The following is a 24,947-nucleotide window of genomic DNA, read 5'->3' on the forward strand; positions in this document are numbered from 1 at the left end:
CAAACGGTTTCGCCTACCCTTCTCCCACCCCTCATGCCAGGGGGCGAATCTCCCCGGATGTGATCCGCCGAACCTTGCCGTCCACGGAAAGCAGCAAGCCTCCGTCAACGGCCACTCCCAGCACCACGCCACGGACTTCGGCACGGCCCTCGCCATATTCCGCGATAGCCACGGAGCGATTTTTCCACAGCAGAACGTCCGAAAAGGCCCCGGCAAAATGCTCGGGCCGGAGTACGGGCAAGTTGTTCTTGTACCAGGATTCGCACTCGGAAACAAGCCGATCCCAGCACGTTGCCGGATCGATTCGACCGCCCATGGAACCGGCTGGAAGCGCCGCACCATCCCGGAGCATGTCCGAGGCCGGAGCCGCGACGAAGTTCAATCCCAGTCCGACCATAACGGTTTCTCCGCGTTGCTCGGCCAAAATCCCGCCAATCTTTTTTCCGTTCCAGACCAGATCATTGGGCCACTTCAGCCGGACCTCCCAGCCCAGGCTTCCGAGAACACGGGCCGTCAGCCAAGCCGGAATCAGGGACGTCAGACCGTCCCACTCACCTGGAACCATCGGCGATCGCCAAACCACATGCAGATTTCCCGGCAGCGACTGCCACGGACGCCGAACCTGGCCCCGCCCTGTCCACTGCGTCGCGGCGATCACCGCGCCCCATTCCGCCAACAAGCCCCAGCCGTTCAGCTTCCAGGCAACGTCAAAGGCCGAGGAGCAGTCCCGACACAAAAAGACGTTACCCGTTCCGCTTCGAGCCGCGGTCCACCCCGTGATCCCCAAATCGCCGCCGTCAGGGTCATCAACGGCCACCCTCCCCTCGCACCACGGCCCCCAATGCCGTATCGCCTGATCCCAAAGTGGATGGACCGCGGACATCTCCACGGGATGCGAACCACCGAGCAGATCCTGAACTTCTTCGGAAAAAAGAAAAGCCGTTCCACAAGTAGTCATCGTTCACCTCGGCCAGACACAACCCTGCCCGCCACGTGCACTCCGTGAGCCCCGTGGCAAAACCCGTCCGCCACTTCTGCAAAAAAACAGGTGTCGTCAGGGACTATCGCTACAATGTCATTTTGGGGCAACAACCGACACCGCTGAAGATTTAACCACGGGGAGCACGGGGAACATATTCCGAAAAACCAGAGTTTCTTTCCCCGTGATCCCCGTGTGCCTCGTGTTTAAACAACTTGGCCAGACGATGGAAATAGCAGGGTCTCTCCCCAGGGCTACACTGCTTCCTGATACTTGGCTCGAATAGCCTCAATGACGTCCAGAATAGACAGAAAAGCGCTCACGACCTCGGGATCGAACTGTTGGCCGGATTCCTTGCGGATCACGTCCAGGGCCATACCAATAGTCCAGGGCTCCTTGTAAGCTCTTTTGGAAATCAAGGCGTCGAACACGTCGGCCAGGGCCACGATGCGGGCTTGCAGGGGAATGTCCTCCCCCGCCATGGTTCCCACGGTCATGGCGTCTACGTCTTCGATGTTGGACACGCGGCCTGGATAGCCCTTGCCGTCGAAGCGCTGATGGTGGTTCAGGGCGATCTCCCGGGCCATGACGTCCATCTCCGAAACGGCGTTGCGAAACAGATGCGCCCCGTACAGGGTGTGGCGCTTCATGACCTCGTACTCTTCGCTGGTCAGCTTGCCGGGCTTCTTGAGAATGACGTCCGAGATGCCCACCTTGCCCACGTCGTGCAGCATGGCGGTCATCCGGATCAGATCCTTGCGCCGCTTGATCTCCGAGGCATCCAGGCCGCTTTCCTGGGCCATGCGGTGATAGATTTCCGCGGAATACGCCCCCACCCGCTGCACATGCGGCCCGGTTTCCGCCGGGTCGCGTAGCTCGGACATGCGGATTGTCCGCAGGATCAGTTCGTTGGTGGTCATGCCGTTTTCGATGCAGGCCGAGGCGTGATTCGCCAGCAGGCTGACACAGGCGACGGCCTCCTCGGGAAACGACACGGCCTTGTCGTCCTGGTCCAGGGAATTGATGAGTTGGAGCACCGCGCAGACACGGCCTTGAAAATTGATCAGAGGCAGGGAGAGAACAGACTTTGTGCGGTAGCCGCTCTGCTTGTCCAGAGCAGGATTGAATTTGAAGGAATACGAGGGAGGCAGGGCATAGACGTCGTCCAGACGCAAAGTCTCGGAGTGTTTGGCCGTATACCCGGCAATTGAAAAATCATCGATAGGCACTGAAGCGTCGAGATAGAGATGCTTGTTGATCCCGTGCGCACTGAACAGAAAGTCGTTGTGCACAATGCTGAAGACGAGACGGTCTTCCTTGACCAGAAGGATTGAGCCGGCTTCCGCATTGCAGATTTCGCGAGCCTCGAGAAGAATGCGATCCAATATGGCATCCGCTCCGCGCAATTCCCGCAGCTTCTGAAATACTGCCAAAACACGCGAAATGCCCTCATGCAACGAAGAGGTGTCGACTATCGACTTCATGAACAACCTCGTTGTCTTCAATTTGTCGAAAAGAACCCATCACCGCGTCACTCACTACCCACATCAAACTCGAATTAAAACCATTCGCCCCTATTCACCGCTGCTTGCGCATGGCGAAGCGCTGCCAGTTCCAGAACTGATAAACGTAGGCCACGCAGAGGGCTTGGACGGCCATGGACAGGAACATGGCCAGCCAGATCCCGGTGGCCTGGGCGAAGATCAGATGGCCCAGGACGAAGGCCAGAGGAATGCGCACCAGCCAGGCCGAGCCGCCCATAATCAGGGATTGGTAGATTGTCGCCCCTGCCCCGGTGAGCGCCCCGCCCAGAATCATGGAAATCAGTAAAAAAGGCATGGCCGCGAGGTTGTAGCGCAGGTAGTTCACCGCCTCGTCCCGAACCTCCGGATCCGGGGCGACGAAAGCGGCGATGGGCTCCAGGAATTGCCAGAGGACCACGGTCAGCAGGCAGATCACCAGCAGCCCCTGGCCCAGAATCCGATAGCCCATGCGCTTGGCTTCCTCGGGCTTCCTGGCGCCAAGATAGTGTCCCACCAGAATCCCGGCCGTGAAATTGAAAGCGAACCCGGGCAGGAACATCAACGATTCCACGCGCATCCCGGCGCTCATCCCGGCCAGGGCCACCACGCTGCCCTCTGGCAGACTGGCGGTGATGGAAAACAAGGTGATGTAGGCCGAATGCCAGACCAACTGCATCACCCCGGCTGGCCAAGCCACCCGGAACAAGTAGGGAAAGGCGCACCGAATCCATTTCCAGGGGGCGAAGCTTCTTCGAACCAGAAGCTTCCTGCGCCGAAGAATCCAGACATTGAACAGCCCCCCGGCCAGGACCGAACCAAAGGTGCTCCAGGCCAGCCCCTTGTACCCCAGATTCGGGAACCCGAACATCCCCAGCCCCAGAGCGAAATCCCCGAAAGTGTTCAGCCCGGCCACCAGCATCATGCAATACAGCGGATAAAGGACCAGTTGCTGAGCCCGCAGGATGGCATTGCCGATGATGAACAGATAGTAGGCGGGCAGGACCAGCAGATAGACGCTGAGCAGATAGGTCATGATCGGCAGCATGCTTTCCGGGGTCTGCAATATCCGGACCAGGGAGCCCTGAAAGGCATAGCCGAAAACCAGGAGGGCCGCACCGAAGACCGCAGCGGTTTGCAGGCTAAGGCCCACGTAGCGCTGGACCCGATGGATCAGGCCCGCGCCGTAGGACTGGCTGATGGCGGCAACGGTCCCGTTGCTTACGGCGATGGCCACCACCAAAAAGATGAAAAAGGACTGGCTGACCATGCCCATACTGGCCTGTACGTCCCGGCTGATCCGCCCGGCCACCCAGACATCGACAAAGCCGATCAGGAAGTGAAACAACATCATCACCACCTGGGGCCAGGCCAGCCGCCAGATGGCCTTGGTGGGCGAGGCGGAGGGATCGAAGTTGATCTTTTTCTGAGGGGGCGGAGGGACCGTTCCACCCTTGGGATGGTTCAGCAAGGAAGCGGTTCCTTCTTCCGGTAAGCCAGCCCCTGGAACGAGGCGACCAGGTTGGCGGACTCATCACGGACCTCCACCATATAACTGGCCATCCTCCCCCCCTGGGTCAGCTCCCTGGCCACGGCGGTCAGAACGCCGGAGGACACGGGCCTGTGATAATGGATGCTCACCTGCACCCCCAGGGCCACGTTGCCGTGGGAGTTGCAGGCCGCGGCAAAGGCCAAGTCCGCCAGGGTGAACAAGATTCCGCCATGGGCCATGCCCAGACTGTTGGTATGCTCATCAGCTAGGGTCATCCTGGCCGTGGCCGTCCCCGGCCCGATGTCCACGATCTCGATGCCCAAAAACCGAGCCAACCGATCATTGGCATTGATATACCCCTTGACCTTCTCCATGACATCAACCTCCCGTCTTTTCACTCCACCTTCAACCCTCAGGTCTCAGGTTTCAGCCCTCACAACCTACACCATCTTCAACACCACGAACCCACCTATCAGCAAAACCGTGAACAATACCGCCAACAAGTTAAAATACTTGTCGATGAACGTGGTGATCTGTGCGCCAAAGCGCCAGATCAGCCAAGCCACCAGGAAGAATCGGGCCGAGCGGCCCACCAGGGAGGCCAGGATGAAGGGGACCAGGGAGATGTCGAAAGCGCCCCCGGCGATGGTGAACACCTTGTAGGGCAAGGGCGTGAACCCGGCGGTAAAAATGATCCAAAAATTCCAGGTCTCGAACAAACCCTGGACCATGGCGAACTTCTCCACCGTGAACCCCGGAACGGTGTTGAAGAAGAATTGAGCCAGAGCGGTAAAATCACCGCTGAGTGTCCACCAGGAATAGTGGCCGATGGCGTACCCCAACAACGCCCCGCTGACCGAAGCAACGGAACAGACCGCGGCGAACCGGAACGCCTTGGCCCGGGCTCCGAGGATCAAGGCGATCAGCAAGGGATCCGGAGGAATGGGAAAAAACGAGGATTCGAAAAACGCCAACACGAAAAGAGCCGCTGCCCCATACGGAGTCGCGGCCCAACTCAGCACCCAGTCATACAATCTACGGACAATATTCACGGCGGCCTACCCCCCAAGCCCATGCCCGACCTGCATGGCGCGTACTGTTTTGGTTACATGTGAAAAACGGATATTACAAAGCCAAAAACGGCTGTCCGTCAAGCTGGAAAAATGCTCAGACGCCTCGGGATCAGGTCGAAATCGAAATCAGGATCGAAATTGAAATCGACACCAAAAAAAGTCGCCCCGACACCCTATGATCAATTACTTTTTCCCAACTACAACTTCAATTACGTGAACGGGACTTCACAACAACGGACTGAATACCTTGGCGATGGATTCCAGGAGGCGGCGGGGAAAAGGGCGGCGGTTCCAGGTTTGGGGGGCGACTTTTTCGGATCGGGAGCGGTATTGGCTTTGCAGTTGACGGACCGTGTACAGGAACTCCTGGTCAAAAAGAAAGAGGACCACTTCCAGGTTCAGGTAAAACGAACGGATGTCGAAATTAGCCGAGCCAATCATGGCCATGGAGTCGTCCACACGCAGCAGTTTGGCATGCAGCATCCCGTCGTCAAACAAAAAAATGTTCGCGCCGTGCTCCAGCAAGACGCCGCAATAGTGGTAACTGGCAAGGTCCACCATGGGGTGGTCGCTACGTCGGGGCAGGATCAGATCCACCACCACTCCGCGCCCCACGGCCAGGCGGAGCGCGGTAAGCATTCCCTCGTTGGGGATGAAGTAGGGGGACGTGATCACCACCTTGCGCTGGGCCGAATGGATGGCCTGGATCAGCAAATCCTGGAACCCCTCGGTGGGCAGATCCGGGCCGGTGGGGACGATTTGCAGCGCCACTTCGCCCTCTTCCAGGACCGGCGGATAGAGCGACGCGCAGTCAAGAGCGTCGCCGGTCTCCTGGTACCAGTCTTCAACAAATACGGACTGCAATTGGCGCGTGCTGGGGCCGACAATCCGGACCATCACGTCGTGCCAAGCTCCAGCCTTGCGATGGCCGAAGACCGGCTCCACGATATTCTGGGACCCAGTATAGGCGATACTGCCATCGATCACCGCCAGCTTGCGATGGTTGCGAATGTCCAGCCGGGCCAGGCGCATCCGGAGCGGATTGGCCGTCAATCCCGCCACCACCTGGACCCCGCTCTCCTGAAGCGTTGCCCCCAAACCGTTGAACATGCCCCTGGACCCGACCATATCCGACAACAATCGACAGCGCACGCCGCGCTTCGCCGCCCGGATCAGTGCCTCGCCGACCTTCCGGCCCATGGCGTCGTCGCGAAAGATGTAAAACAGCAAGTGGACATGCTCCCGGGCTTGGTCGATATCCGCGACCAGACGCCGAACCACGTCGTCGATGTCCGCCAACAGATCTACCCGGTTTCCTCCCAGAAGCGGCAGCCCGCCGTGGCGCTCGGCCAGTTGGATCAAAATCTCATGATCCCGCCGGACTCGAACGTCGTCCACCTCGGGGAGGACGGCATGATGGCGGTGGATAACGTCAAAAGACTTGTGCCGCTTCATGCGCTTGCGGACCCGCAAAAAGCCAAGGCTTTGCTCGCCCAAAAGCACGTAGGCGATCAGACCCAGCCAGGGCATAACGAAGATCACCGCCAGCCAGGCCAGGCACGTCGCGGCGTTGCGTTGACGCATGGCCACCACCGGGATCATGGTCAACCGCACGACCCAACCGCTGATATCCAACGCGAGGGACAACCAAAACAACATCGTAGACCACCTCAAACCGTTTCGTGAGCCCAATTTGGCGTTTATCGCAACTCAAAGCGGATGTCAGTAAACACTTTCAAGCGAAAAAGACTTGCATGCGTGAAGTCATCATGCAAGATATTCACGCCGAAAAGAACAAAGTGCCACATCCTGAGCAACAACGGGTGAACTATTTTCGCTCACGGTCGATAACGGATAACTAAACCGGTGTCCCTGGGTCATCAACAGCAAGCGAGGAGGAAGGACAATGAAAAATATCCGTCTTGGCGTGAAGCTCGTCGGCGGGTTTACCGTCGTAGCGCTGATCGTCTTCATCGTGGGGGCGTTCGGGTGGTGGGAAGCCCGCAATCTCTCCGGACACATTGAAGGGGTCGGAAGCGTACGGTTGTCCAGCGCGGAGGCGTTGTTAAACATTGAAAAGGAGTTGGTGACTCTGAGCGTGACCCAAGGGACCATGCTTATTCCAGGGCTGAGCGCTGAAGACACCAAACGGCAATTTGAAGGATTTAGTCAAGCGCGTTCAAGGTATGCCCGATACGTTGAAGTATATGAGGCTTTACCGGCCACGGACGAGGAATCAACCTAATGGCGGCAATTGACTGCCGTTGTTGCTACATGGCGTGATGCTAACAATATATTCTGGGAAATGGCGCGTGAACTGCAAGCTTTCGGCATCAACAATCCGACGGAACTGTGAGCAAATCTAGAACAATTTCGTGGTGATCACCATGCCCTCGTGGGCCAAATTTACACCCTGATCACCCGTGGAGAACAGTTCGAAGGCGGGGGCAACCCCGAGGCCTGCAATTTCGGACGCTGGTTTGCAGGATTCAGGACCGAAAACCCCAGGCTGTTGGATATTTTGAGGCGAATGCCTACCTCTCACAACCCTTTCCATGCCTCCATCAGCAGGATAAAAACAGCGATATCGGACGAGAACAGCGAGGCCGCCAACCGGATACTGCTCCAAGAAACCTTGCCCATGGCCGAGGAGACCTTCACCCGGTTCGATGAACTGCTGGCCGTGGCGAATGAAATCGAAGCATTGTATAATGACATGACCCGACATGCCATTGTCACTGTTGTTGAGTATCAAGGACAAGTCGAAAGGCTGATGCGCGAAGTATTGGAACTCAACCAACTTTACGCCGCTGAAGCCGTTTCTGAAGCCGAAACTGATGCGGCGATGGCCCAGACAGTGGCCATCGCCGGGGTCGTCATCGGCGTAATCCTGGCCATGGCCCTAGGCATCATCCTGACCAAGGCCATCACCGGCCCGGTCAGCCAGGGCGTTCACTTCTCCGAGGATCTCTCCGAAGGCGACTTGGACGCTCGCCTGGACGTGGACCAAAAAGACGAAATCGGCGTGCTGGGCAAGGCCATGCAAGAGATGCAAGCCAAACTCCGGGAGATCGTGAGAGAGGTCAAGGCAGCCTCGGAAAACGTGGCCTCGGGCGGTGAGCAGCTTTCCGCATCTTCGGAGCAGATGTCCCAGGGGGCCACGGAACAAGCGGCCTCAGTGGAAGAAGTCTCCTCTAGCATGGAAGAGATGACCGCGAACATTAAGCAGAACGCGGACAACGCGGCCCAGACCGAGAAGATCGCCCTGCAGGCGGCCAAGGACGCCCAGGACGGCGGCCAGGCCGTGAGCCAGACCGTCTCGGCCATGAAGCAGATCGCGGAGAAGATTTCCATCATTGAGGAGATTGCCCGTCAAACCAATCTACTTTCCCTGAACGCGGCCATTGAGGCTGCCCGGGCAGGAGACGCGGGCAAGGGCTTCGCCGTGGTGGCCGCGGAGGTGCGCAAGCTGGCCGAGCGCAGCGGCAGCGCGGCCACGCAAGCCCGCCCCTAAAATCCCCGAATTATCCGCGAATCCACCTCGCGAACCGAGGCCGTGCCGGTCAGGACCATGCACTGGGTCAGCTCCTGGCGAATTTTTTCCAGGTATTGCGCCGCCCCTTCCTTACCACCGCCGAGCACGGCCACGGAAAAGGGCCGCCCAATCATCACCGCATCCGCGCCCAAGGCCAGCATCCGCAAGACATCCGCGCCGGAGCGCACTCCCCCGTCGGCCAGTACGGCGATCTGGCCGCGAACGGCATCGGCCACCTCTCGCAACACCCTGGCCGTGCCCGGGGTTCCGTCCAGGACCCGTCCGCCATGATTGGAAACCACGATTCCAGCGGCTCCGGCATCCACGCACAGCTTGGCCTCGTCCGAGGTCATCACCCCTTTGACCACGAACTTGGCCTTGGTCCGTCGGATTACTTCCGCCAGCTCGGAGACCGGCTTGGGAGCCACGGGGCGACCCATCTTGCGCAGCGTGACCAACCCGGCGGCGTCCACGTCCACCCCCACCACCTCGGCCCCGGCGTCCAGGGCCTTGTCCAGCTTTGTGAACAGTTCCTGATCTTCCCAGGGCTTGATGAACGGGATAGCCTTGCCGTTAAGGGCCTTGACCGCGGCGAACCCGCTTTCATGAATGAAGTCCGGCACGCCGTCCCCGGTGCAGCCCACGGTCCCGGCCTCCACGCAGGCCGTCAGTTTGGCCAGGATATACTCATCCTCAGGCATGCCTCCGCCCATGTTGAAGGAAACCCCGCCGATGGGCGCGGCCAGCACGGGCAGGGACAGATCAAACCCCAGCAGCGAAACGGACAGATCTGGAACAACCACGTCGTGCAAGCAACGCATGTTGAACTGGACTTCCGCCAAGGCCCGGACATTGTCCTGAAAAGACGAGCCCGTTCCCAGACCGCCCATCCCAGGCACCTCGCCGGCGCAAACCCGGCCGTCGCATACCGGACAGACCCGGCAGTATCCCTTCATCAGCGACCGCGCTTTAGCATGTATTTCCTTCATAACGTCCTCCTTGCAATCACGAGTTTGATTTGTTTTACGAGTCCGCTTTCCGGCATAGCAACAATCTTCACTTCAGGGCAACGCACCTAGAACCACCTGTTTTTATTTCATATTGCCGAGCACGACATCCATCCACCAGAATTCAACGCGACTTCTGAGACGCGTTCTCCGGCTCATATGGCAATCAACGGACACGCGTCTTCAACTTGCGCCTGCCTGAAAACCGCGCTGGTTTCAACTTCTCGCGATCCACACCAACGTCAAAAGGCCGCCCAGAGGCGGCCTTTTTTCAGTTTGGAACACCCTTTCTTCGGGCTACTTCTTTTCTTTCGAAACCACCAGCGGCCAGATCTCGTCCACGTGTTCCACGTACCGGACCTTGATCTTGCGCAGCAGGTCGCTGGGGACTTCCTGCAGGTCTTTCTTGTTCTGAGCCGGAATCAGCACGGTTTTCAGACCGTGGGCCACGGCGGCCAGGATCTTTTCCTTGATCCCGCCCACGGGCATCACCCGCCCGCGAAGGGTGATTTCCCCGGTCATGGCCAGGTCGTTCCGGGCCGGGGTGTTGGTCAGGGCCGAAAACAGGGCCGTGACCAGGGTGACGCCGGCGGACGGGCCGTCCTTGGGCGTGGCGCCGGCCGGAACGTGGATGTGGATATCGTTCTTCTCCGCGAAATCCGGGTCCAGCCCCAAGGTCCCGGCCCGGCTGCGGGCGATGCTCAGGGCGGCCTGGGCGCTTTCCTTCATTACCTCGCCCAGCTGTCCGGTCAGGATCAGTTTGCCCTTGCCGGGCATGGTGGAAACCTCCACATGCAGCACCTCGCCGCCCACCGGGGTCCAGGCCAGCCCCAGGGCCACGCCGGGATAAAGTTCCTTGTCCTTTTCATTCTCCAAAAACCGGGCGACTCCCAAGAGCTTGTTCAGCATCCTGGCCGTGACCGTGAACTGTCCGGAGTCACCCTCCGCCACCTTGCGGGCCAGCTTGCGGCAGACCGAGCCCAACTCCCGCTCCAGATTTCGCAACCCGGCCTCCCGGGTATATTCGCGGATCATTCTGCTGATAATCTGGTCGGAGATGACCACGTCATCTGGTTTCAGGCCGTTTTCTTTAATCTGCCTGGGCAGCAGGTAGCGTCTAGCAATCTTGATCTTCTCGGCCTCGGTGTATCCGGGGATGCGGATCACCTCCATCCGGTCCAGCAGGGCCGAGGGGATGGTGTCCAGGACGTTGGCCGTGCAGATGAACATGACCTTGGACAGGTCGAAGGGCACATTCAGATAGTGGTCGCTGAAGGTGAAGTTCTGTTCCGGGTCCAGGACTTCCAACAAAGCAGAAGACGGATCGCCACGAAAGTCCGTGCCAACCTTGTCCACCTCGTCCAGCATGATCACTGGATTGCGAGTCCCGGCCTGCTTGATACTTTGGATGATCCGGCCGGGCATGGAGCCGATGTAAGTCCGACGATGCCCACGAATTTCGGCCTCGTCCCGGATGCCGCCCAGGGACATGCGCACGAACTTACGGCCCAGGGAACTGGCGATGGACCGTCCCAGCGAGGTCTTGCCCACCCCGGGAGGCCCGACGAAGCACAGAATCGGCCCCTTCATGTCCGGATTGAGCTTGCGCACGCTCAGGTATTCCAAAATGCGGTCCTTGACCTTGTCCAATCCGTAGTGGTCGTCGTCCAGGACGGTCTTGGCCTTCTGGATGATCAACTGGTCCTTGGACAGTTTTTTCCAGGGCAGTTCCACGAGCCAGTCCAGATAAGTCCGGATCACCGTGGCTTCCGAGGATTCCGGATGCATGGACTCCAGCCGCTTGAGCTGTTTGTCCGCCTCCTTGCGCACCTCCTTGGGCAATCCGGCCTTTTTCAAGGCCGCACGCAGCTCCTCCAGGTCCTCCTCCCCTTCCCCGGAGTCGCCCAACTCCTTACGAATGGCCTTGAGCTGCTCACGCAGGAAAAATTCCCGCTGGGCCTTGTCCATGCCTTCCTTGGCCATGCTCTGAATCTTGGCCTGCATCTCCGCGACCTCGGCCTCCTTGATCAACTGTTTGTTGACCAGGGCCAAGCGCTGAACCGAATTCTCGCAAGCCAGGATTTCCTGGGCGTCTTCGACCTTCATCCGCAAATTGGAGGCAATCAAATCCGCCAACCGGCCAGGCTCCTCCACGCTGTTCAGCACGGCCAACACGTCCGGAGAGGCGATGCCGCGCAGGGAGAGAATCTTTTCACTCTGCTCCCTGGCCGTGCGGACCATGGCCTCCAGTTGCGGCGAGGGCTCGCGGACCTCATCCTCCTCGATGGGCTCGATCTCAACCATATGGAACGGTTCGTTTTGCACGTAACCGGTGATCCGGGCCCGGGTCACGCCCTGGACCAACACCTTCAAGCGCCCGTCGGGCATCTTGAGCATGCGCATGATCGTGGCCAGGGTGCCCACGGAGTGGACTTCCTCCGGCCCGGGATCGTCGGTCTTTTCTTCTTTCTGAGTGGAGATCAGGATGTGCCGATTGCTGTTCAGGGCCGCGTCCACCGCGTTGATGGACCGCTCCCGACCCACGAAAAGCGGCAAGATCATGTAATTGAAAACGACCACGTCCCGCACCGGCAAAAGCGGAACTTGCTTGGGCATCTCCTGCCCCGCATTGCCTCCGTCCCGATCTTCGGATTCGGAAACGGGCTCCACTTCAGACCCGTGCTTCACATGCGCTTCCTGCTCTTCGGAGTCGGCGACTACGTCCAATTGTTGTTTTTCGTTTTTCGTACTCATATTCGCAACATACTCCTAATGAAAAATCGTATCGTTACACTTAAATCCGACACAGCGCCACGCTGCCATCACCACGTCCATCATCAAGTCAATCTTCGGACGCCGTGCTCGTTACACCGTCGGGGCGATGTGAAAGCCTTCCAGGGTTGGTCCTTCATCCGGCACGGTCGAGACCGCGACATCGTCCACCCGGCTGAAGGAAGGTCCCTTCCAAAGCAATTTTTCCAGCTCCCGCAACGCCGTTTCATCGCCCTGGGCCAGGACCTCCACCTGTCCGTCCCGGAGATTGCGCACCCAGCCGCTGAGCCCCAAACGCTGGGCTTGGCTCCGGGTCCAACCTCGAAAATACACTCCCTGGACCCGTCCACTTACATGGGCATGCAAGATGTTCACTGGCTCGTCCTCGCCAGGCGGCTCACAGCAGCCCTTGGGCTTGAAAGCTGAGATAGTCGTGGTCCGTGACAACAATATGATCTAAAACACGAATGTCCATCTCCTGGGCCGCGCGCTGCATCTTTTTGGTCAATTCCTGATCCTGAACCGAAGGTTTGGGGTCTCCGCCGGGATGGTTGTGAACCAGGATCAGGCCGCTGGCTTGATGATGCAGGACCAGCCGCAGGATTTCCCGGGGATAGACCGGCGTCTGATCCACGGTGCCCTGGCTGACCCGTTGCCAGTGAACCAGCCGATTCTTGTTGTCCACCAGGGCCACCCAGAACTGTTCGGTTCGCTCCCGGCCAAGCCGGGCAATGGCGAAGTCCGCCACGATGCGGGGATGGCTGAAGACTTCCCGCTCCTGGACCAACCCCTCCTGCACCCGGCTCCAGAATTCCCGCCAGACGCTCAGCAACACGTTCACGCTAGGGCTCATCCCCGGGACGTCCGCCAAGTCTTCGGCAGAGGCGTGAAACACTCCACGCAGCGACCCGCACCGGGTCAGCAACGCCTTGGCCAGTTCCTTGGTATCCCGTCGGGGCAAGGCATAGCCCAACAGCATTTCCAGAACTTCGTAGTCCGCCAAACTCTGGGAATTCCGCGTAAGTCGTTCTTTTAGTCGTTTTCGATGTCCAAGGTAGTGTTTATCCATGGTATATAGGCATGAATGAAGTGTGTGGCAACAAAAAAAGGTCTCGTTGAACCAGAAAACGCCTCAAAAATGCAAAAAAACGGCAACAAAGCTGTCTCGTATCAGCAAAGTTCGAGAAAGCAAACTGGAGCTCTGGATTCACGGTTCACGGTTGATTGATGAGACTTCAAGCGTGATAGACGTTGACCGTCACCGTACTCCTGATCCTGCTCGTGCTCGTACTCGAAACGAGGCTAGAAACCTGGCGGGCAATGATCGACTACGATTACGAACACGAGTACGAGCACCGCTGCAAGCGGCTAAGACGGGCTCACCGCTGGTTCACCCGGCGCTAATATAACCGAGAAAAAGGAAGGGAAGTGGCGCAAAGGAATCAGAGGCTCGGCTCACGGGCGTGGGCCGGGGCGCTGGGCGAGACTGGAGACAAGAAATTCGAGGATTTGATCAGCCTGCTTGCGGCCGGATTTCAGGTCGGATTCGGCCTGGAAAACCAAGTCGATGACCCGGGCGATGCCCTGCTCGCCCAACTGTGCGGCCAGACGCTTCTTTTCGCCCTTGATGAAGGGAGGCAGGTTGACGGCGCTGTCTTCGCCAGCGTTGAGCATCCAGAGAATGCGCATCTCCCGTTGCAGCAGGCCCAGCACGGGCATCAGCATTCCCGAGTTACTGGCTTCCCGGTCCAGTAGCACGGTTTGCCAGACATCCAGATTGGCCGAGGACTGGAGCATCCCGCGCAGAAAGGCGAAGTTATCCAGGGAGGTCGGTTCGCCGAACAGTCCCATGTCCGATGGTTCCACCCGCCGCCGCTCGCCCAGGGCCAACTCCAGTTTTTGCAGCTCATTGCCGAACCGGGCTCCGTCCAGCGGCAACAATCCGACCAGAGTCTCCTCCACGGACGGCGCGAACTCGACCCCGAGCCGTTTAGCCCAGGCCTTCAGTTCGGTGCGCAGGGCCTGGGGCGTTATGCCCGGAGACTCCCAGATCCATTGCCTTTTTCGGGCCGCCTTGAAAAAAGGCTGTTTCTCCAGAACCGTCGGCACGGCCGGAGCCTTACCCTTCCATTCCCCTTCCAAGCAGAAAAATATCCACAAGTCCTGCTTGCCCTTGCGCAAAAGCTGGTCCAGGTCGGACCAGACCTTGACCGTCAAAGCGTTGGCCCGCCGCAGCACCACTATTCTGCCCTGCCCCAACAAGCTCATCAGCCCCGGCATGGCCAGGGAAGTCCAGAACCCGGACTCCAAGGGCTCGTCCGCCCAATACATGGTCCGGCTCCACCCTTCGCACCCGGCGGCCCGCACTCTCCGCTGGATTTCCCTCTGGATCATCCAGGGATCCGGACTGACGCAAAAGAAAAAAGGGGGGTTGGACGGCATGACGTGAAATAAAATCAGGACGATAATTCGATTTTTTAGAATCGCCGGTCGTTTTGGTCACGCCGCAACGGCTTCAAAGGCAAAATTGAATCGATAGCGGATCAATTGGACAGTGCCGATTGCTCGCGCGGCATAAACGACCCGTGGGTGGAACTCCCCGGCGATCAATATGCCTCGAACGGGTTGTCCTTCTGAATCCACCGTTCCCATGTACGACAACAGCTGCGTCAAGGCCTCGGGCTTGGCGGTTCCGGCTTTCAATTCGATAACGACGACTGTTCCGGACTTGTCTTTCGCGAGAATATCTATGCGACCAGCGTCCGTCTGGTGTTCTTTCCCGTCATCCGCGATTTCCAGTCCGCGTTCCAACTGCTGGATATTCGCTCTCAAGGCGATCTGCAGATCCCGCTCCAACCCGAAGGACGCCTCAACCGCGTCGATGATGTCTTCCGTTTTCGATTCCGAAACGGAAGAAGCCATCTTGTCGTACGTCCCCATGGTATAATGGGCTTTGATCGACCTGACGACGTTCGGAGGAACTCCCAATTGAGACGCTATCTGCTCTCGTTCAAGAACCCCTTCGCGAAGCAGGGAGATGATCGCCGATTTTTGATCTTCGGTTATGGACGACATGCCTTGCGCCTCTCTGCAAGCCGCGTCGTCACTTATTTCTTCGTGACGATGCTCAGCAGTTTGCCGGGGACGAAGACCATTTTGGCCACTTCGCGACCGGCCAGGTGTTTCTGGATGTTCTCGTTGGCCAGGGCTTGGGGTTGGACGTCTTCGGCCGCGGCGTCGGCGGGCACGGTGAGCTTGGAGCGGACCTTACCGTCCACCTGGACCACGATGGTCACTTCGTCCCGGACCAGGGCCTGAGGATCGTGGGTCGGCCAGGATTGGCCGGAGAGCAGGTCCGCGTGCCCGATACGCTGCCAGAGTTCCTCGCACAAATGCGGCGTGACCGGCGAGAGCACGGCCAGGGTGGAAGCCACGGCCGAGGACAGCACGCGCCGCCCCGACTCTGTTTTCCGCAGCACGTCCCTGGTCTGGTACAGGGTATTCACCAGTTCCATGACCGCGGCGATGGCCGTGTTGAACTGAAACCGATCCGCGATGTCCCCGGCCACCTTGACCACGGTGGCGTGTTCCTTGCGGCGCAGGGTCGCGGCCTCGGGCGCTCCCGCGGCCTGGACGTCCTCGTCGGTGGCCGAGCAGGGCATTGCGGCCAGGAGGTCCCCTTCCAAGTCCATCACCAGCCGCCACAGCCGATGGGTGAACCGCTGGGCGCCCTCGATACCGGAGTCGCTCCAGTCCAGGTCGCGTTCCGCCGGAGCGGCGAACAGCAGGAACAGACGCACCGCGTCCGCGCCGTAGCGCGCGGTCATCTCGTCCGGAGAAACCACGTTGCCCTTGCTCTTGCTCATCTTGGCCCCGTCCTTGAGCACCATGCCCTGGGCCAGGAGCGCCTTGAACGGCTCGTCCATCTGGATATAGCCCAAATCTCGCAGGGCCTTGACCCAAAACCGGGCATAAAGCAGGTGCAGGATGGCATGCTCCACCCCGCCGATGTACTGGTCCACCGGGCACCAGTAGGCCAAGTCCTCGGCGCGAAAGGCCTGGCCATGCTCCCAGGGCGCGGTGTAACGCAGAAAATACCAGGAACTCTCGACGAAGGTATCCATAGTGTCCGTTTCCCGCCGGGCCGGACCGCTGCATAGGGGACAAACCGTGTTCACGAAGTCTACGGCGTCGGGCAGGGGGGAACGCCCATCCGTACGGATCTGCAAGTCCAGGGGCAATTCCACGGGCAGGTTTTCCTCCCGTTCAGGAACCACGCCGCAAGCGTCGCAATACATCACCGGAATGGGCGCGCCCCAGTAGCGCTGTCGACTGATGTTCCAGTCCCGCAGGCGGTAATTCACGGCCCGCTTGCCCATCTTGTCGCGCTCCAGGCGTTCGGCAATGGCGACCTTGGCCTGTTCGTTATCCAGGCCGGTAAACTCACCGGAGTTGATCAGCGTCCCGGGCTCGGGTCGGGCTACGTCCATGGCCGCGCCGTCCGGGGAGGACTCGCCCTGGGGCAGGATCACCGACAGGACCTCCAGGCCGTACTTGCGAGCGAATTCGAAGTCGCGCTGGTCATGAGCCGGGACGGCCATCACCGCGCCGGTGCCGTAGCCCATTAGCACGAAGTTGGCCACCCAGATAGGCATGCGTTGCCCGGTGAAGGGGTTCAGGCAATACCTACCGGTGAACACGCCCTCTTTTTCCAGATCCTCGCCCCCCCGGACCAGCTTGTCCATGTTCCGGACTCGCTCACAAAACGCGCGAACCTCGACCTCTTGCGGCGTCCCGGCGATCAGCCCTTCCACCAGCGGATGCTCCGCGGCCAGACTCATGAACGTGGCCCCGAACACCGTGTCCTGCCGGGTAGTGAACACCCGGACCGAGTCAGTTCCGTCCGCGACGGCCCGCTCCAGAGGAAAAACAATTTCCGCGCCGATGGACTTGCCGATCCAGTTGCGCTGCATGCTCACCACGCGCTCCGGCCACCCGCCCTCCAGCTCGTCCAGGTCTTGCAGCAACTCCTCTGCATAGTCCGTGATCCGCAAAAACCACTGGGTCAGTTCCTTCTGGACCACCTGGGTGTCGCAGCGCCAGCACAGGCCGTCCTCCACCTGTTCGTTGGCCAACACCGTGTTACATGAGTCGCACCAGTTCTGGGACGCCTTGTGTCGATAGGCCAGCCCCTTTTCCAGAAACTTGAGAAAAAACAGCTGCTCCCAGCGATAGTAATCCGGCAGGCAGGTGGTCACCTCTCGCCGCCAGTCCAGGGAATAGCCCATGCGTTGCAGTTGGACGCGCATGGTGTCGATGTTCTCCATGGTCCACTTGGCCGGATGCACTCCGTGCTTGATGGCCGCGTTTTCCGCGGGCAGGCCGAAGGCGTCCCAACCCATGGGATGCAGAACATTGAACCCCTGCATTCGCTTCAAGCGGGCCACGGCATCGCCGATGGAATAGACCCGTGCGTGGCCGATATGAATCCGCCCCGAAGGATAGGGGAACATTTCCAGCACGTAATATTTGGGACGAGCAGCATCGCATTCCGAATGAAACACACCCCGCTCTTCCCAGATGCGCTGCCATTTAACTTCCACCGTTTGCGGATCGTACCGTTCCGTCACCTTGTCCATCTCCATCTCCCGTCGCCCAGGGTAATTTGGTTCCCGAAAAAATGCCTAAAAAATCAAGGACATTTTTACATTAATGACGAAATCGTAATCGGAATCGAAAGAAACCCTTTGATCATAATGCACCATCGTAATTTCTCAGCATTGATTTCGACTTCGATTTTGACTTGGTTCCGTTACATGCGAGCAAGAGAGCAAATCCGCCCTACCTGTCGTCGTGAATTTCCTGTGTGTCGAATATAACCGCTGAAAACATTGTGCTCTCGCCCAAATCCTTACTGCTGTCCGGACGAGGCCCCGTCCAGGTCATGTTCAGTCGCGAACCGAACGTGCGTGAAACGGGCCTCCCAGTGGCGCACCGCCTGATAAATCAGCCGACGATGCTCGCCCACGATCAGATATACCACGATGTCGTTCCGCGAGTCCGCCGGATAGACGCTCCAGAACGGTTCTCCCCAGAGCAGCAAGGCGCGATCCGCCGGCAGGCCCATGGTTCGTTCCAAGGACTCCACGTCCAGACACCAGGGGTTCCAGGCCAAGACATGCAACTGCGACGCCATGCGCCGAGTCCAGGTTTCGATGGTTATCCGGTCCGGGACATACCAGGTCAGGAGCCAGCGGGTCCGTCCGAGATGATCGGGAGCGATTTCGACGCCGGCTGGCGTGAACGTGGCTGAGGACGCATCGCCGGGCAGGACGCGGACATGGCGAACATGGTCGGGACAGCGATCAGAACTGCTTACGAATCCCAAACTCACCATGGCTCACCGCCCTGGCCACTGCGTCGAGGATGCCATTCACGAAGGGAAAGGAATAGTCGTCCGCGAACTCCTTGCTCAGCTCCACGGCCTCGTTGATGCTCACCCGCAACGGGATATCCTGCTCGTACAACAATTCGTAAACGCCCAGACGGAGAATGCTCAGCTCAGCCTTGGCGATCCGCTCGAGCTTCCAATGCTTGGAAAAACGCCGGATCACCGCGTCGATCTCGTCCAGCCGACCAAAAACGCCGGTCACCAAACCCAGACCGAATTCCTGGTCCTCCGGAAGCGGCGTTTGCGAGACCATCTCCCTGGATGATCCAGCCTCGGCCTTTCCGGCCTCGCCCGGTCCGCTTCCTTCATCCGACAAGTCGTCCTCAGGCAAGGCCAAAAACGCCCGCCGGACCTGGTCCGCACTTTCGAATTTTTGAAAACTCAGGACAAAGACGCACTGCAAGGCCCGCCTGCGGGCCGTTCGTCGGTGTACCTTCGGGGTTTCCATGGTTTCTCGTAGGTCCTTTGTCACAGGTCGAAAAATCAGACCTGCTCCAGGACGCGAATCATTTCCAGGGCCGCGGCCGCGGCGTCCACGCCCTTGTTTCCGGCCTTGCTGCCGGCCCGCTCCACGGCCTGCTCCAGAGTGTCCGTGGTCAGGACGCCGAAGCCCACGGGAATCCCGGTGTCCAGCATCACCTGGGCCAGCCCCTTGGAGACCTCGGCCGAGACGTAGTCAAAGTGCGGGGTGGCTCCGCGAATCACCGCGCCCAGGCAGACGACGCCGTGAAAGCGTTTCGTCTCCGCCAGCCGCTTGGCCGCCAGGGGCATTTCATAGGCCCCGGGAATCCGGACCAGCGTCAAGTCGGTTTTGACCGCGCCGTGCCGTACCAGATAGTCCACGGCCCCTCCCACGAGGCGGTCCACGATGAAATCGTTGAACCGGCTGGCCAGAATCGCGAAGCGCAGCCCGGTGGCGTCCAGGCGGCCTTCAATGGTTTCAAGATGATGCATGGGCCTTCTCCTTGTCTGCTTTAAAATCCAGCATATGTCCCATTTTTTCCTTCTTGGTCAGCAGATACTGCAAGTTCTGCTCACAGGCCTGAACCTCCACCGGAACCCGGCCGGCCACTTCCAGGCCGTAGCCCTCCAGGCCAACGATCTTTTTGGGATTGTTGGTCATCAGCCGCATCTTGCTCACGCCCAGATCCACGAGAATCTGCGCGCCGACCCCGTAGTCTCGAAGGTCCGGGGCAAAGCCCAGGTCCACGTTGGCCTCCACCGTGTCCCGGCCGCTGTCCTGGAGGCAGTAGGCCTTGATTTTATTGGCCAGACCGATGCCGCGGCCTTCCTGACGCATGTACAGGATCACTCCGTTGCCTTCCTCGGCGATGATCCGCATGGCTGCCTGAAGCTGGGGCCCGCAATCGCAGCGCAGGGAGCCGAAGACGTCCCCGGTCAGGCATTGGCTGTGCACCCGGACCAGGACCGGCTCCTCCGGGTTGATCTCGCCCTTGACCAGGGCCAAGTGCACACTGCTGTCCAAATCGCTTTCGTAGGCAATAACTCGAAAATCCCCTCCGTTGCAGGTGGGCAGGTTGGCTTCGCCCACCCGACGCACGGACAGGGCGTCATGCTTCATCCGAAAGCGGATCAGGTCGGCGATGGAGGCGATTTTCATGTCGTGCTTGGCCGCAAATTCTTCCAGGTCGGGCATTCGGGCCATGTTCCCGTCGTCGCGCATGATTTCGCAAATCACCGCCGCAGATTTCATGTCGGCCAGACGGGCCAAATCCACGCTGCCTTCGGTCTGTCCGGCCCGGACCAGCACCCCGCCCTTCTTGGCCCGCAATGGGAAGACGTGTCCCGGGGAGACAATGTCCTCGGCCTTGGCGTCGTCGGCAACGGCGGTCAGGATGGTGGTGGCCCGGTCATAGGCTGAAATCCCCGTGGACACGCCGGAACGGGCCTCAATGGACACGGTGAAGGCCGTGCCGAACCGCGACTCGTTCCGGGTGGCCATCATGGGTAAATCCAGCTTTTCCACCAACTCCGGCTCCATGGCCAGACAGATCAATCCCCTGCCGTGAATGGCCATGAAATTGATGATCTCCGGAGTCACGCTCTGGGCCGCGATGGTCAGGTCGCCCTCGTTCTCCCTGTTTTCGTCGTCCACCAGGATGATCATCCGCCCCTGGCGGATGTCCTCAATGGCTTCTTCGATGCTGCACAGTCCCATATTTGTTCCTCTTTCCTTCGCTGACCGTTAAAAGCCATGCTCGCGCAAAAACGCCTCGCTGATCCCGCCGCCTCCGACCACAGACGTCCCCGAGGGACGCTGTTCGGCTGGACTCGACGACGTTCCGGTCCAAGGGCCCAGCATGCGCTGCACGTATTTGCCGATCAGATCGGTTTCCATGTTTACGTCCCGGCCCGGCCGCCATTCGGAAATGGTCGTGTTTTGCCAGGTCTCCGGGATGATGTTCACTTCCAGAAATCCTTCGCCGCACTGGTTAACCGTCAGGCTGATCCCGTCCAGGGTCACCGAGCCCTTGGTCACCACCAGAGGTGAAAACTCCCCGGGATAAAGCAACCGAAACCAGCGGGACTGTCCCACTTGGGTAGTTTCTCCGATCCGGGCCAGACAGTCGACATGGCCGCTGACCAAGTGTCCGCCCAGCCGGTCGCCCAGGGCCAGGGCCCGTTCCAGGTTGACGCGCATCCCGGTTCGCAGGTTACTCAGGTTCGTCAGCCGCAGGGTCTCGGCCGAGGCGAACACGGAAAACCGGTCCGGGGCGAACGTCTCGACGGTCAGGCAGACGCCGTTGACCGCGATGCTCTCTCCGCGAACGTAGTCCCGGATCGGGGCCTCCGGCCTAATCTCCAGGCGGGTTTCCCGGTTGCCGCTTCCTTCGCCTTGGCGACCCGTGACGCTCAGGACCTTGCCCGGTCCCTGAATCAGGCCGGTGAACATTCGCTTCTGCCTCCCGGAACGTCATTGTCATGGGGCGGCGTCGGCTCCGGACGCAATCCCAGCATAAGGTCCCCATCGAGCTCCCGGACCCAGCTGGTCCGCCAGGACCAGGCATCGGCCATTCGTGGAACCTCGGCTCCGGACAGCAAGGGCACGGCACGGACATCGCCCAGAGTCTTGGATGCCAGAAACAGCCACCACTCGCCCACCAGCCCAGCGGCGATCACATGCTGGGCCAATCCGCCCCCGCCCTCGCACAACACGTCCATCACGCCAAGCTCGGAGCGCAGCCGTGTCAGACAGGCCTCCAGGTCGACATGGTCACCGCTTCCGGCCCCCCATACACGAACTCCAAGGGCGCACAGCCGTTCAGCCGCCGGGCTTTGCGACGCGGCCTCGGTGGTCCAGAAAATGGTTTCTCCTGGGCGCTCACGCAACAGATAAAAATTTGCAGCAGGATCAGGCAATTTGGAACCCACTACGATGGCCAAGGGTTGGGTTCGCTGGTTCGTCACCTGGTCCGGCGGTCGGTCGGCTTCGGAGAGACGACAGGTCAGCCGGGGATCATCCGCCCGGAAGGTGCCCGCCCCGACCATCACGGCCCCGACCCGACTCCGCAGAGCGTGGACCTTTTCCCGGGATTGGGCGTTGCTGATCCACTGGGAATCTCCGGAACGAGTGGCGATCCGACCGTCCAGGGTGCAGGCCAGCTTGAGATACAGGTAGGGAAGCGGAGAGTCGATCCAGGTCCGGAAGTCCGCGATCAGGTCCCGACAGTCCTGTTCGGCCACCCCGGCGACAACTTGAACGCCGCTGTCCCGCAAATGGGCGATGCCGCCCCCAATCACCCTTGGATTGGGGTCAGCCGTTCCTACCACGACCCGCCTGATGCCAGCTTGGAGAATGGCCTGGGTGCAGGGAGGAGTGCGCCCGGTATGATTGCAGGGCTCCAAGGTCACCCACAGGATGCACTCCTTCGGATCGATCCCTTGCAGTGCGGCGTCTTGCAAGACCTCCACTTCGGCATGGGGCAGCCCCGGTCCGCGGTGATGCCCCTGGGCCACGATCCGGCCGTCTCGGGTCAGCACCGCGCCGACGCACGGATTGGGAGCAGTCCGGCCCTTGCCCTGCTCGGCCAGGGCCACGGCCTGGAGCATGATCTTCTCGGCGTCGTCAGGAAGAGCAAAGCTGTTCAAAGCGCACTCCTGCCTCGCGCAGCATGTTCACGGCCAGATCGTCGGGGTACCCCTGTTCGAAAAAGATCGCCTCCACTCCGCAGTTGATCAACATTTTCGTGCAGATCAGACACGGCTGAGTGGTGCAGTAAATCTGCGCGCCTTCCAGTCGAACCCCGTGGGTGGCGGCCTGGATGATCACGTTCTGCTCGGCGTGCAGCCCCCGGCACAGCTCATGTCGCTGACCCGACGGAATCCCCATCTGTTCCCGCAGGCAACCGATGTCCAGGCAATGTTCCAGCCCGGCCGGAGCGCCGTTGTATCCCGTGGCCAGGATCCGTTTGCCCTGGACGGCCAACGCCCCGACCTTGCGCCGCAGACAGGTGGACCGTTCAGCCACCAGTTTGGCGATACCCATGAAGTATTCCGGCCACGGCAGTCGCATCAGGTAGAGTTTCCCTTGAATTTCCAAAAGATAAAGACAATAGTCAAAAAAATAGGGCGTTGACTGCCTTAATTTACCGTTTTTGCCCTGCCTGCGCTTTACGCTCCGCGAGAGTGGGCCGGAGGCATGTCAAAATGGTGGGACAGGCATCTTGCCTGTCCGTGCAGGCAGGATGCCTGCACCACCCACATACCCCTTAACTCCCGATTTACCCCGCGAACAGCGGGAACTGGGACGCGAAGGCCTGTACCTCGGCCTCGATCCGCTGCAGTTCCGTGTCGTTGTCACGCTGCTCCAGGGCCTCCACGATCCACTCCACGACGCGGTCCATGTGTTCTTCGGTCATGCCCCGTGTGGTCAGGGCCGGAGTGCCCAGGCGAATCCCGGAGGTCACGAACGGAGAGCGGGTCTCGAAGGGGACCGTGTTCTTGTTCACCGTAATCCCGGCCTTGTCCAGAGCGATCTCGGCATCCTTGCCCGTGATGTCCTTGTTGGTCAGGTCCACGAGCATCAGATGGTTGTCCGTCCCCCCGGAAACCAGAGCGAATCCGGCGTCGGTCAGGGCCTTGGCCATGGCCTGGGCGTTCTTGATCACCTGTTGCTGATACGTGGCGAACTCGGGGCGCAGGGCTTCGCCGAAGGCCACGGCCTTGGAGGCGATCACGTGCATCAACGGACCGCCCTGAATTCCAGGAAAAATTTGGGAGTTCAAGAGCTTGCCGAACTCGTCGGTGGACAGGATCATCCCGCCGCGCGGCCCGCGCAAGGTCTTATGCGTGGTTGTGGTGATGAAATGCGCGCTGCCCACGGGCGAAGGATGCAGATCCGCGGCGATCAGCCCGGCGATGTGCGCCATGTCCACCATCAGCTTGGCTCCGACCTCATCGGCGATTTCCCGGAATTTTGGAAAATCGATCACCCGGGAATAGGCGCTGGCCCCGGCCACGATAACCTTTGGCCGGTGCTCCCGAGCCATGCTCCGGACCTGGTCGTAATCAATGGTCCCGGTTTCCTTGCTCACGCCGTAGAAAACCACCTTGTACAACTTGCCGGAAAAGTTCACCGGGCTGCCGTGGGTCAGGTGCCCGCCATGGGACAGGTCCATGCCCAGAATCACGTCCCCGGGCTGCAACACCCCGAAGTAGACCGCCATGTTGGCCTGCGAGCCGGAATGAGGTTGAACGTTGGCGTATTCGGCCTTGAATAATTGCTTGGCCCGCTCCTGAGCCAGAGTCTCGGCCATGTCCACGTATTCGCAGCCGCCGTAATAGCGCTTGCCCGGATAGCCCTCGGCGTACTTGTGGGTCAGCACGCTGCCCATGGTCATGCGCACGGCCGGCGAGGTGAAATTTTCCGAGGCGATCAGTTCCAGCTTGTGTAGTTGTCGCAGTTCTTCCAGACGCACGGCTTCGGCGATTTCTGGGTCGTGGCGGCGAAGTTCGTCAAGGTTCATGGCAGTTCTCCGGGGATTGAATTAGCGATGGCGTACCCCGGCTTCACGGGAAGCCGGAAGAATGCGCGAACGAAGAGGCCGGACGGCGGCGGGCAGGGATACGAATCGAATCCGGCCACCCGCCGCTTCGA

At 59.9% G+C, this 24,947-nt stretch carries 23 protein-coding genes; 2 read left to right on the top strand and 21 right to left on the bottom strand.

The genetic code is table 11. The features are described from left to right. Positions 1-31 precede the first annotated feature (31 nt). The 6 genes from C6366_RS08295 to cls form a co-directional block, all read right to left on the bottom strand. The gene (locus C6366_RS08295; protein ID WP_107736942.1) at positions 32-958 is read right to left on the bottom strand and encodes a biotin--[acetyl-CoA-carboxylase] ligase; all 927 of its coding nucleotides are present in this window, start codon (positions 956-958) and stop codon (positions 32-34) included. Positions 959-1,233: 275 nt separating this feature from the next. After that, positions 1,234-2,463, bottom strand: coding sequence for an HD domain-containing phosphohydrolase (locus tag C6366_RS08300; RefSeq protein WP_107736944.1), 1,230 nt, complete (start codon positions 2,461-2,463; stop codon positions 1,234-1,236). A 94-nt stretch (positions 2,464-2,557) separates the two neighbouring features. After that, a complete protein-coding gene (locus C6366_RS08305; RefSeq protein WP_233248433.1) occupies positions 2,558-3,970 on the bottom strand; it encodes an MATE family efflux transporter in 1,413 nt (470 codons plus the stop codon). Further along, complete coding sequence (locus tag C6366_RS08310; protein WP_107736945.1) at positions 3,964-4,365, bottom strand: PaaI family thioesterase; 402 nt, start codon at positions 4,363-4,365, stop codon at positions 3,964-3,966. The genes C6366_RS08305 and C6366_RS08310 overlap by 7 nt, the downstream gene beginning before the upstream one ends. 66 nt (positions 4,366-4,431) lie before the next feature. Next, positions 4,432-5,043 carry a YqaA family protein gene (locus C6366_RS08315; RefSeq protein WP_107736947.1) on the bottom strand — a complete coding sequence of 204 codons (612 nt, stop codon included), beginning with the start codon at positions 5,041-5,043 and terminating at the stop codon, positions 4,432-4,434. 246 nt (positions 5,044-5,289) lie between these two features. Next, the gene (gene cls / locus C6366_RS08320) at positions 5,290-6,723 is read right to left on the bottom strand and encodes a cardiolipin synthase (protein WP_107736949.1); all 1,434 of its coding nucleotides are present in this window, start codon (positions 6,721-6,723) and stop codon (positions 5,290-5,292) included. Between the two features lie 247 nt (positions 6,724-6,970). Here cls and C6366_RS08325 point away from each other — a divergent pair, with 247 nt between their 5' ends. Both C6366_RS08325 and C6366_RS20590 read left to right on the top strand, forming a co-directional pair. Further along, positions 6,971-7,309 (top strand): MCP four helix bundle domain-containing protein, encoded by a 339-nt coding sequence (locus C6366_RS08325; protein ID WP_107736951.1) that lies wholly within the window; start codon positions 6,971-6,973, stop codon positions 7,307-7,309. 150 nt (positions 7,310-7,459) lie between these two features. After that, positions 7,460-8,578, top strand: a complete 1,119-nt coding sequence (locus C6366_RS20590) for a methyl-accepting chemotaxis protein (RefSeq protein WP_107736953.1) — start codon at positions 7,460-7,462, stop codon at positions 8,576-8,578. Here C6366_RS20590 and C6366_RS08335 read toward each other — a convergent pair. The 15 genes from C6366_RS08335 to glyA form a co-directional block, all read right to left on the bottom strand. After that, a complete protein-coding gene (locus tag C6366_RS08335) occupies positions 8,575-9,588 on the bottom strand; it encodes an alpha-hydroxy-acid oxidizing protein (RefSeq protein ID WP_107736955.1) in 1,014 nt (337 codons plus the stop codon). The two genes, C6366_RS20590 and C6366_RS08335, sit on opposite strands and share 4 nt — an antisense overlap. A 315-nt stretch (positions 9,589-9,903) precedes the next feature. After that, positions 9,904-12,360: an endopeptidase La gene (gene lon, locus C6366_RS08340; RefSeq protein WP_107736957.1), complete on the bottom strand. Its 2,457-nt coding sequence runs from the start codon at positions 12,358-12,360 to the stop codon at positions 9,904-9,906. 111 nt (positions 12,361-12,471) lie between these two features. After that, positions 12,472-12,753 carry an acylphosphatase gene (locus C6366_RS08345; protein WP_107736959.1) on the bottom strand — a complete coding sequence of 94 codons (282 nt, stop codon included), beginning with the start codon at positions 12,751-12,753 and terminating at the stop codon, positions 12,472-12,474. Between the two features lie 22 nt (positions 12,754-12,775). Next, positions 12,776-13,447: a DNA repair protein RadC gene (gene radC, locus C6366_RS08350; protein WP_107736960.1), complete on the bottom strand. Its 672-nt coding sequence runs from the start codon at positions 13,445-13,447 to the stop codon at positions 12,776-12,778. Positions 13,448-13,833: 386 nt separating this feature from the next. Beyond that, positions 13,834-14,772, bottom strand: coding sequence for a DNA polymerase III subunit delta (locus C6366_RS08355; RefSeq protein ID WP_146164799.1), 939 nt, complete (start codon positions 14,770-14,772; stop codon positions 13,834-13,836). 105 nt (positions 14,773-14,877) lie between these two features. After that, positions 14,878-15,453 carry an endonuclease NucS domain-containing protein gene (locus C6366_RS08360; protein WP_107736964.1) on the bottom strand — a complete coding sequence of 192 codons (576 nt, stop codon included), beginning with the start codon at positions 15,451-15,453 and terminating at the stop codon, positions 14,878-14,880. 32 nt (positions 15,454-15,485) lie between these two features. Beyond that, positions 15,486-18,017, bottom strand: coding sequence for a leucine--tRNA ligase (gene leuS / locus C6366_RS08365; protein WP_107736966.1), 2,532 nt, complete (start codon positions 18,015-18,017; stop codon positions 15,486-15,488). A 272-nt stretch (positions 18,018-18,289) separates the two neighbouring features. Next, complete coding sequence (locus C6366_RS08370) at positions 18,290-18,775, bottom strand: hypothetical protein (protein ID WP_107736968.1); 486 nt, start codon at positions 18,773-18,775, stop codon at positions 18,290-18,292. Next, positions 18,744-19,277, bottom strand: coding sequence for a transcription antitermination factor NusB (nusB, locus tag C6366_RS08375; RefSeq protein WP_107736969.1), 534 nt, complete (start codon positions 19,275-19,277; stop codon positions 18,744-18,746). Before nusB ends, C6366_RS08370 begins: the two co-directional genes overlap by 32 nt. Positions 19,278-19,312: 35 nt before the next feature. Further along, positions 19,313-19,783, bottom strand: coding sequence for a 6,7-dimethyl-8-ribityllumazine synthase (gene ribE, locus C6366_RS08380; protein WP_107736971.1), 471 nt, complete (start codon positions 19,781-19,783; stop codon positions 19,313-19,315). Next, positions 19,770-21,008: a bifunctional 3,4-dihydroxy-2-butanone-4-phosphate synthase/GTP cyclohydrolase II gene (locus tag C6366_RS08385; RefSeq protein WP_107736973.1), complete on the bottom strand. Its 1,239-nt coding sequence runs from the start codon at positions 21,006-21,008 to the stop codon at positions 19,770-19,772. The genes ribE and C6366_RS08385 overlap by 14 nt, the downstream gene beginning before the upstream one ends. 27 nt (positions 21,009-21,035) lie before the next feature. Beyond that, positions 21,036-21,743 carry a riboflavin synthase gene (locus C6366_RS08390; RefSeq protein WP_107736975.1) on the bottom strand — a complete coding sequence of 236 codons (708 nt, stop codon included), beginning with the start codon at positions 21,741-21,743 and terminating at the stop codon, positions 21,036-21,038. Then, a complete protein-coding gene (gene ribD / locus C6366_RS08395) occupies positions 21,728-22,939 on the bottom strand; it encodes a bifunctional diaminohydroxyphosphoribosylaminopyrimidine deaminase/5-amino-6-(5-phosphoribosylamino)uracil reductase RibD (protein WP_233248434.1) in 1,212 nt (403 codons plus the stop codon). Before ribD ends, C6366_RS08390 begins: the two co-directional genes overlap by 16 nt. Next, entirely contained in the window at positions 22,917-23,363 is a 447-nt protein-coding gene (locus tag C6366_RS08400) for a cytidine/deoxycytidylate deaminase family protein (RefSeq protein ID WP_107736976.1), read from the bottom strand. Before C6366_RS08400 ends, ribD begins: the two co-directional genes overlap by 23 nt. Before the next feature lie 208 nt (positions 23,364-23,571). Then, a complete protein-coding gene (gene glyA, locus C6366_RS08405; RefSeq protein WP_107736978.1) occupies positions 23,572-24,816 on the bottom strand; it encodes a serine hydroxymethyltransferase in 1,245 nt (414 codons plus the stop codon). Positions 24,817-24,947: the final 131 nt, after the last annotated feature.

This window comes from Desulfonatronum sp. SC1, assembly GCF_003046795.1.
GTDB lineage: Bacteria > Desulfobacterota > Desulfovibrionia > Desulfovibrionales > Desulfonatronaceae > Desulfonatronum.

Excerpts from the sequence above, each read along its gene's own strand:
- C6366_RS08295 (WP_107736942.1), bottom strand. The coding sequence starts at position 958 with ATGACTACTTGTGGAACGGCTTTTCTTTTTTCCGAAGAAGTTCAGGAT.
- C6366_RS08300 (WP_107736944.1), bottom strand. The coding sequence starts at position 2,463 with ATGAAGTCGATAGTCGACACCTCTTCGTTGCATGAGGGCATTTCGCGT.
- C6366_RS08310 (WP_107736945.1), bottom strand. The coding sequence starts at position 4,365 with ATGGAGAAGGTCAAGGGGTATATCAATGCCAATGATCGGTTGGCTCGG.
- cls (WP_107736949.1), bottom strand. The coding sequence starts at position 6,723 with ATGTTGTTTTGGTTGTCCCTCGCGTTGGATATCAGCGGTTGGGTCGTG.
- C6366_RS08325 (WP_107736951.1), top strand. The coding sequence starts at position 6,971 with ATGAAAAATATCCGTCTTGGCGTGAAGCTCGTCGGCGGGTTTACCGTC.
- C6366_RS08335 (WP_107736955.1), bottom strand. The coding sequence starts at position 9,588 with ATGAAGGAAATACATGCTAAAGCGCGGTCGCTGATGAAGGGATACTGC.
- lon (WP_107736957.1), bottom strand. The coding sequence starts at position 12,360 with ATGAGTACGAAAAACGAAAAACAACAATTGGACGTAGTCGCCGACTCC.
- radC (WP_107736960.1), bottom strand. The coding sequence starts at position 13,447 with ATGGATAAACACTACCTTGGACATCGAAAACGACTAAAAGAACGACTT.
- C6366_RS08355 (WP_146164799.1), bottom strand. The coding sequence starts at position 14,772 with ATGATCCAGAGGGAAATCCAGCGGAGAGTGCGGGCCGCCGGGTGCGAA.
- C6366_RS08360 (WP_107736964.1), bottom strand. The coding sequence starts at position 15,453 with ATGTCGTCCATAACCGAAGATCAAAAATCGGCGATCATCTCCCTGCTT.
- leuS (WP_107736966.1), bottom strand. The coding sequence starts at position 18,017 with ATGGACAAGGTGACGGAACGGTACGATCCGCAAACGGTGGAAGTTAAA.
- C6366_RS08370 (WP_107736968.1), bottom strand. The coding sequence starts at position 18,775 with ATGGTGAGTTTGGGATTCGTAAGCAGTTCTGATCGCTGTCCCGACCAT.
- nusB (WP_107736969.1), bottom strand. The coding sequence starts at position 19,277 with ATGGAAACCCCGAAGGTACACCGACGAACGGCCCGCAGGCGGGCCTTG.
- ribE (WP_107736971.1), bottom strand. The coding sequence starts at position 19,783 with ATGCATCATCTTGAAACCATTGAAGGCCGCCTGGACGCCACCGGGCTG.
- C6366_RS08385 (WP_107736973.1), bottom strand. The coding sequence starts at position 21,008 with ATGGGACTGTGCAGCATCGAAGAAGCCATTGAGGACATCCGCCAGGGG.
- C6366_RS08390 (WP_107736975.1), bottom strand. The coding sequence starts at position 21,743 with ATGTTCACCGGCCTGATTCAGGGACCGGGCAAGGTCCTGAGCGTCACG.
- C6366_RS08400 (WP_107736976.1), bottom strand. The coding sequence starts at position 23,363 with ATGCGACTGCCGTGGCCGGAATACTTCATGGGTATCGCCAAACTGGTG.
- glyA (WP_107736978.1), bottom strand. The coding sequence starts at position 24,816 with ATGAACCTTGACGAACTTCGCCGCCACGACCCAGAAATCGCCGAAGCC.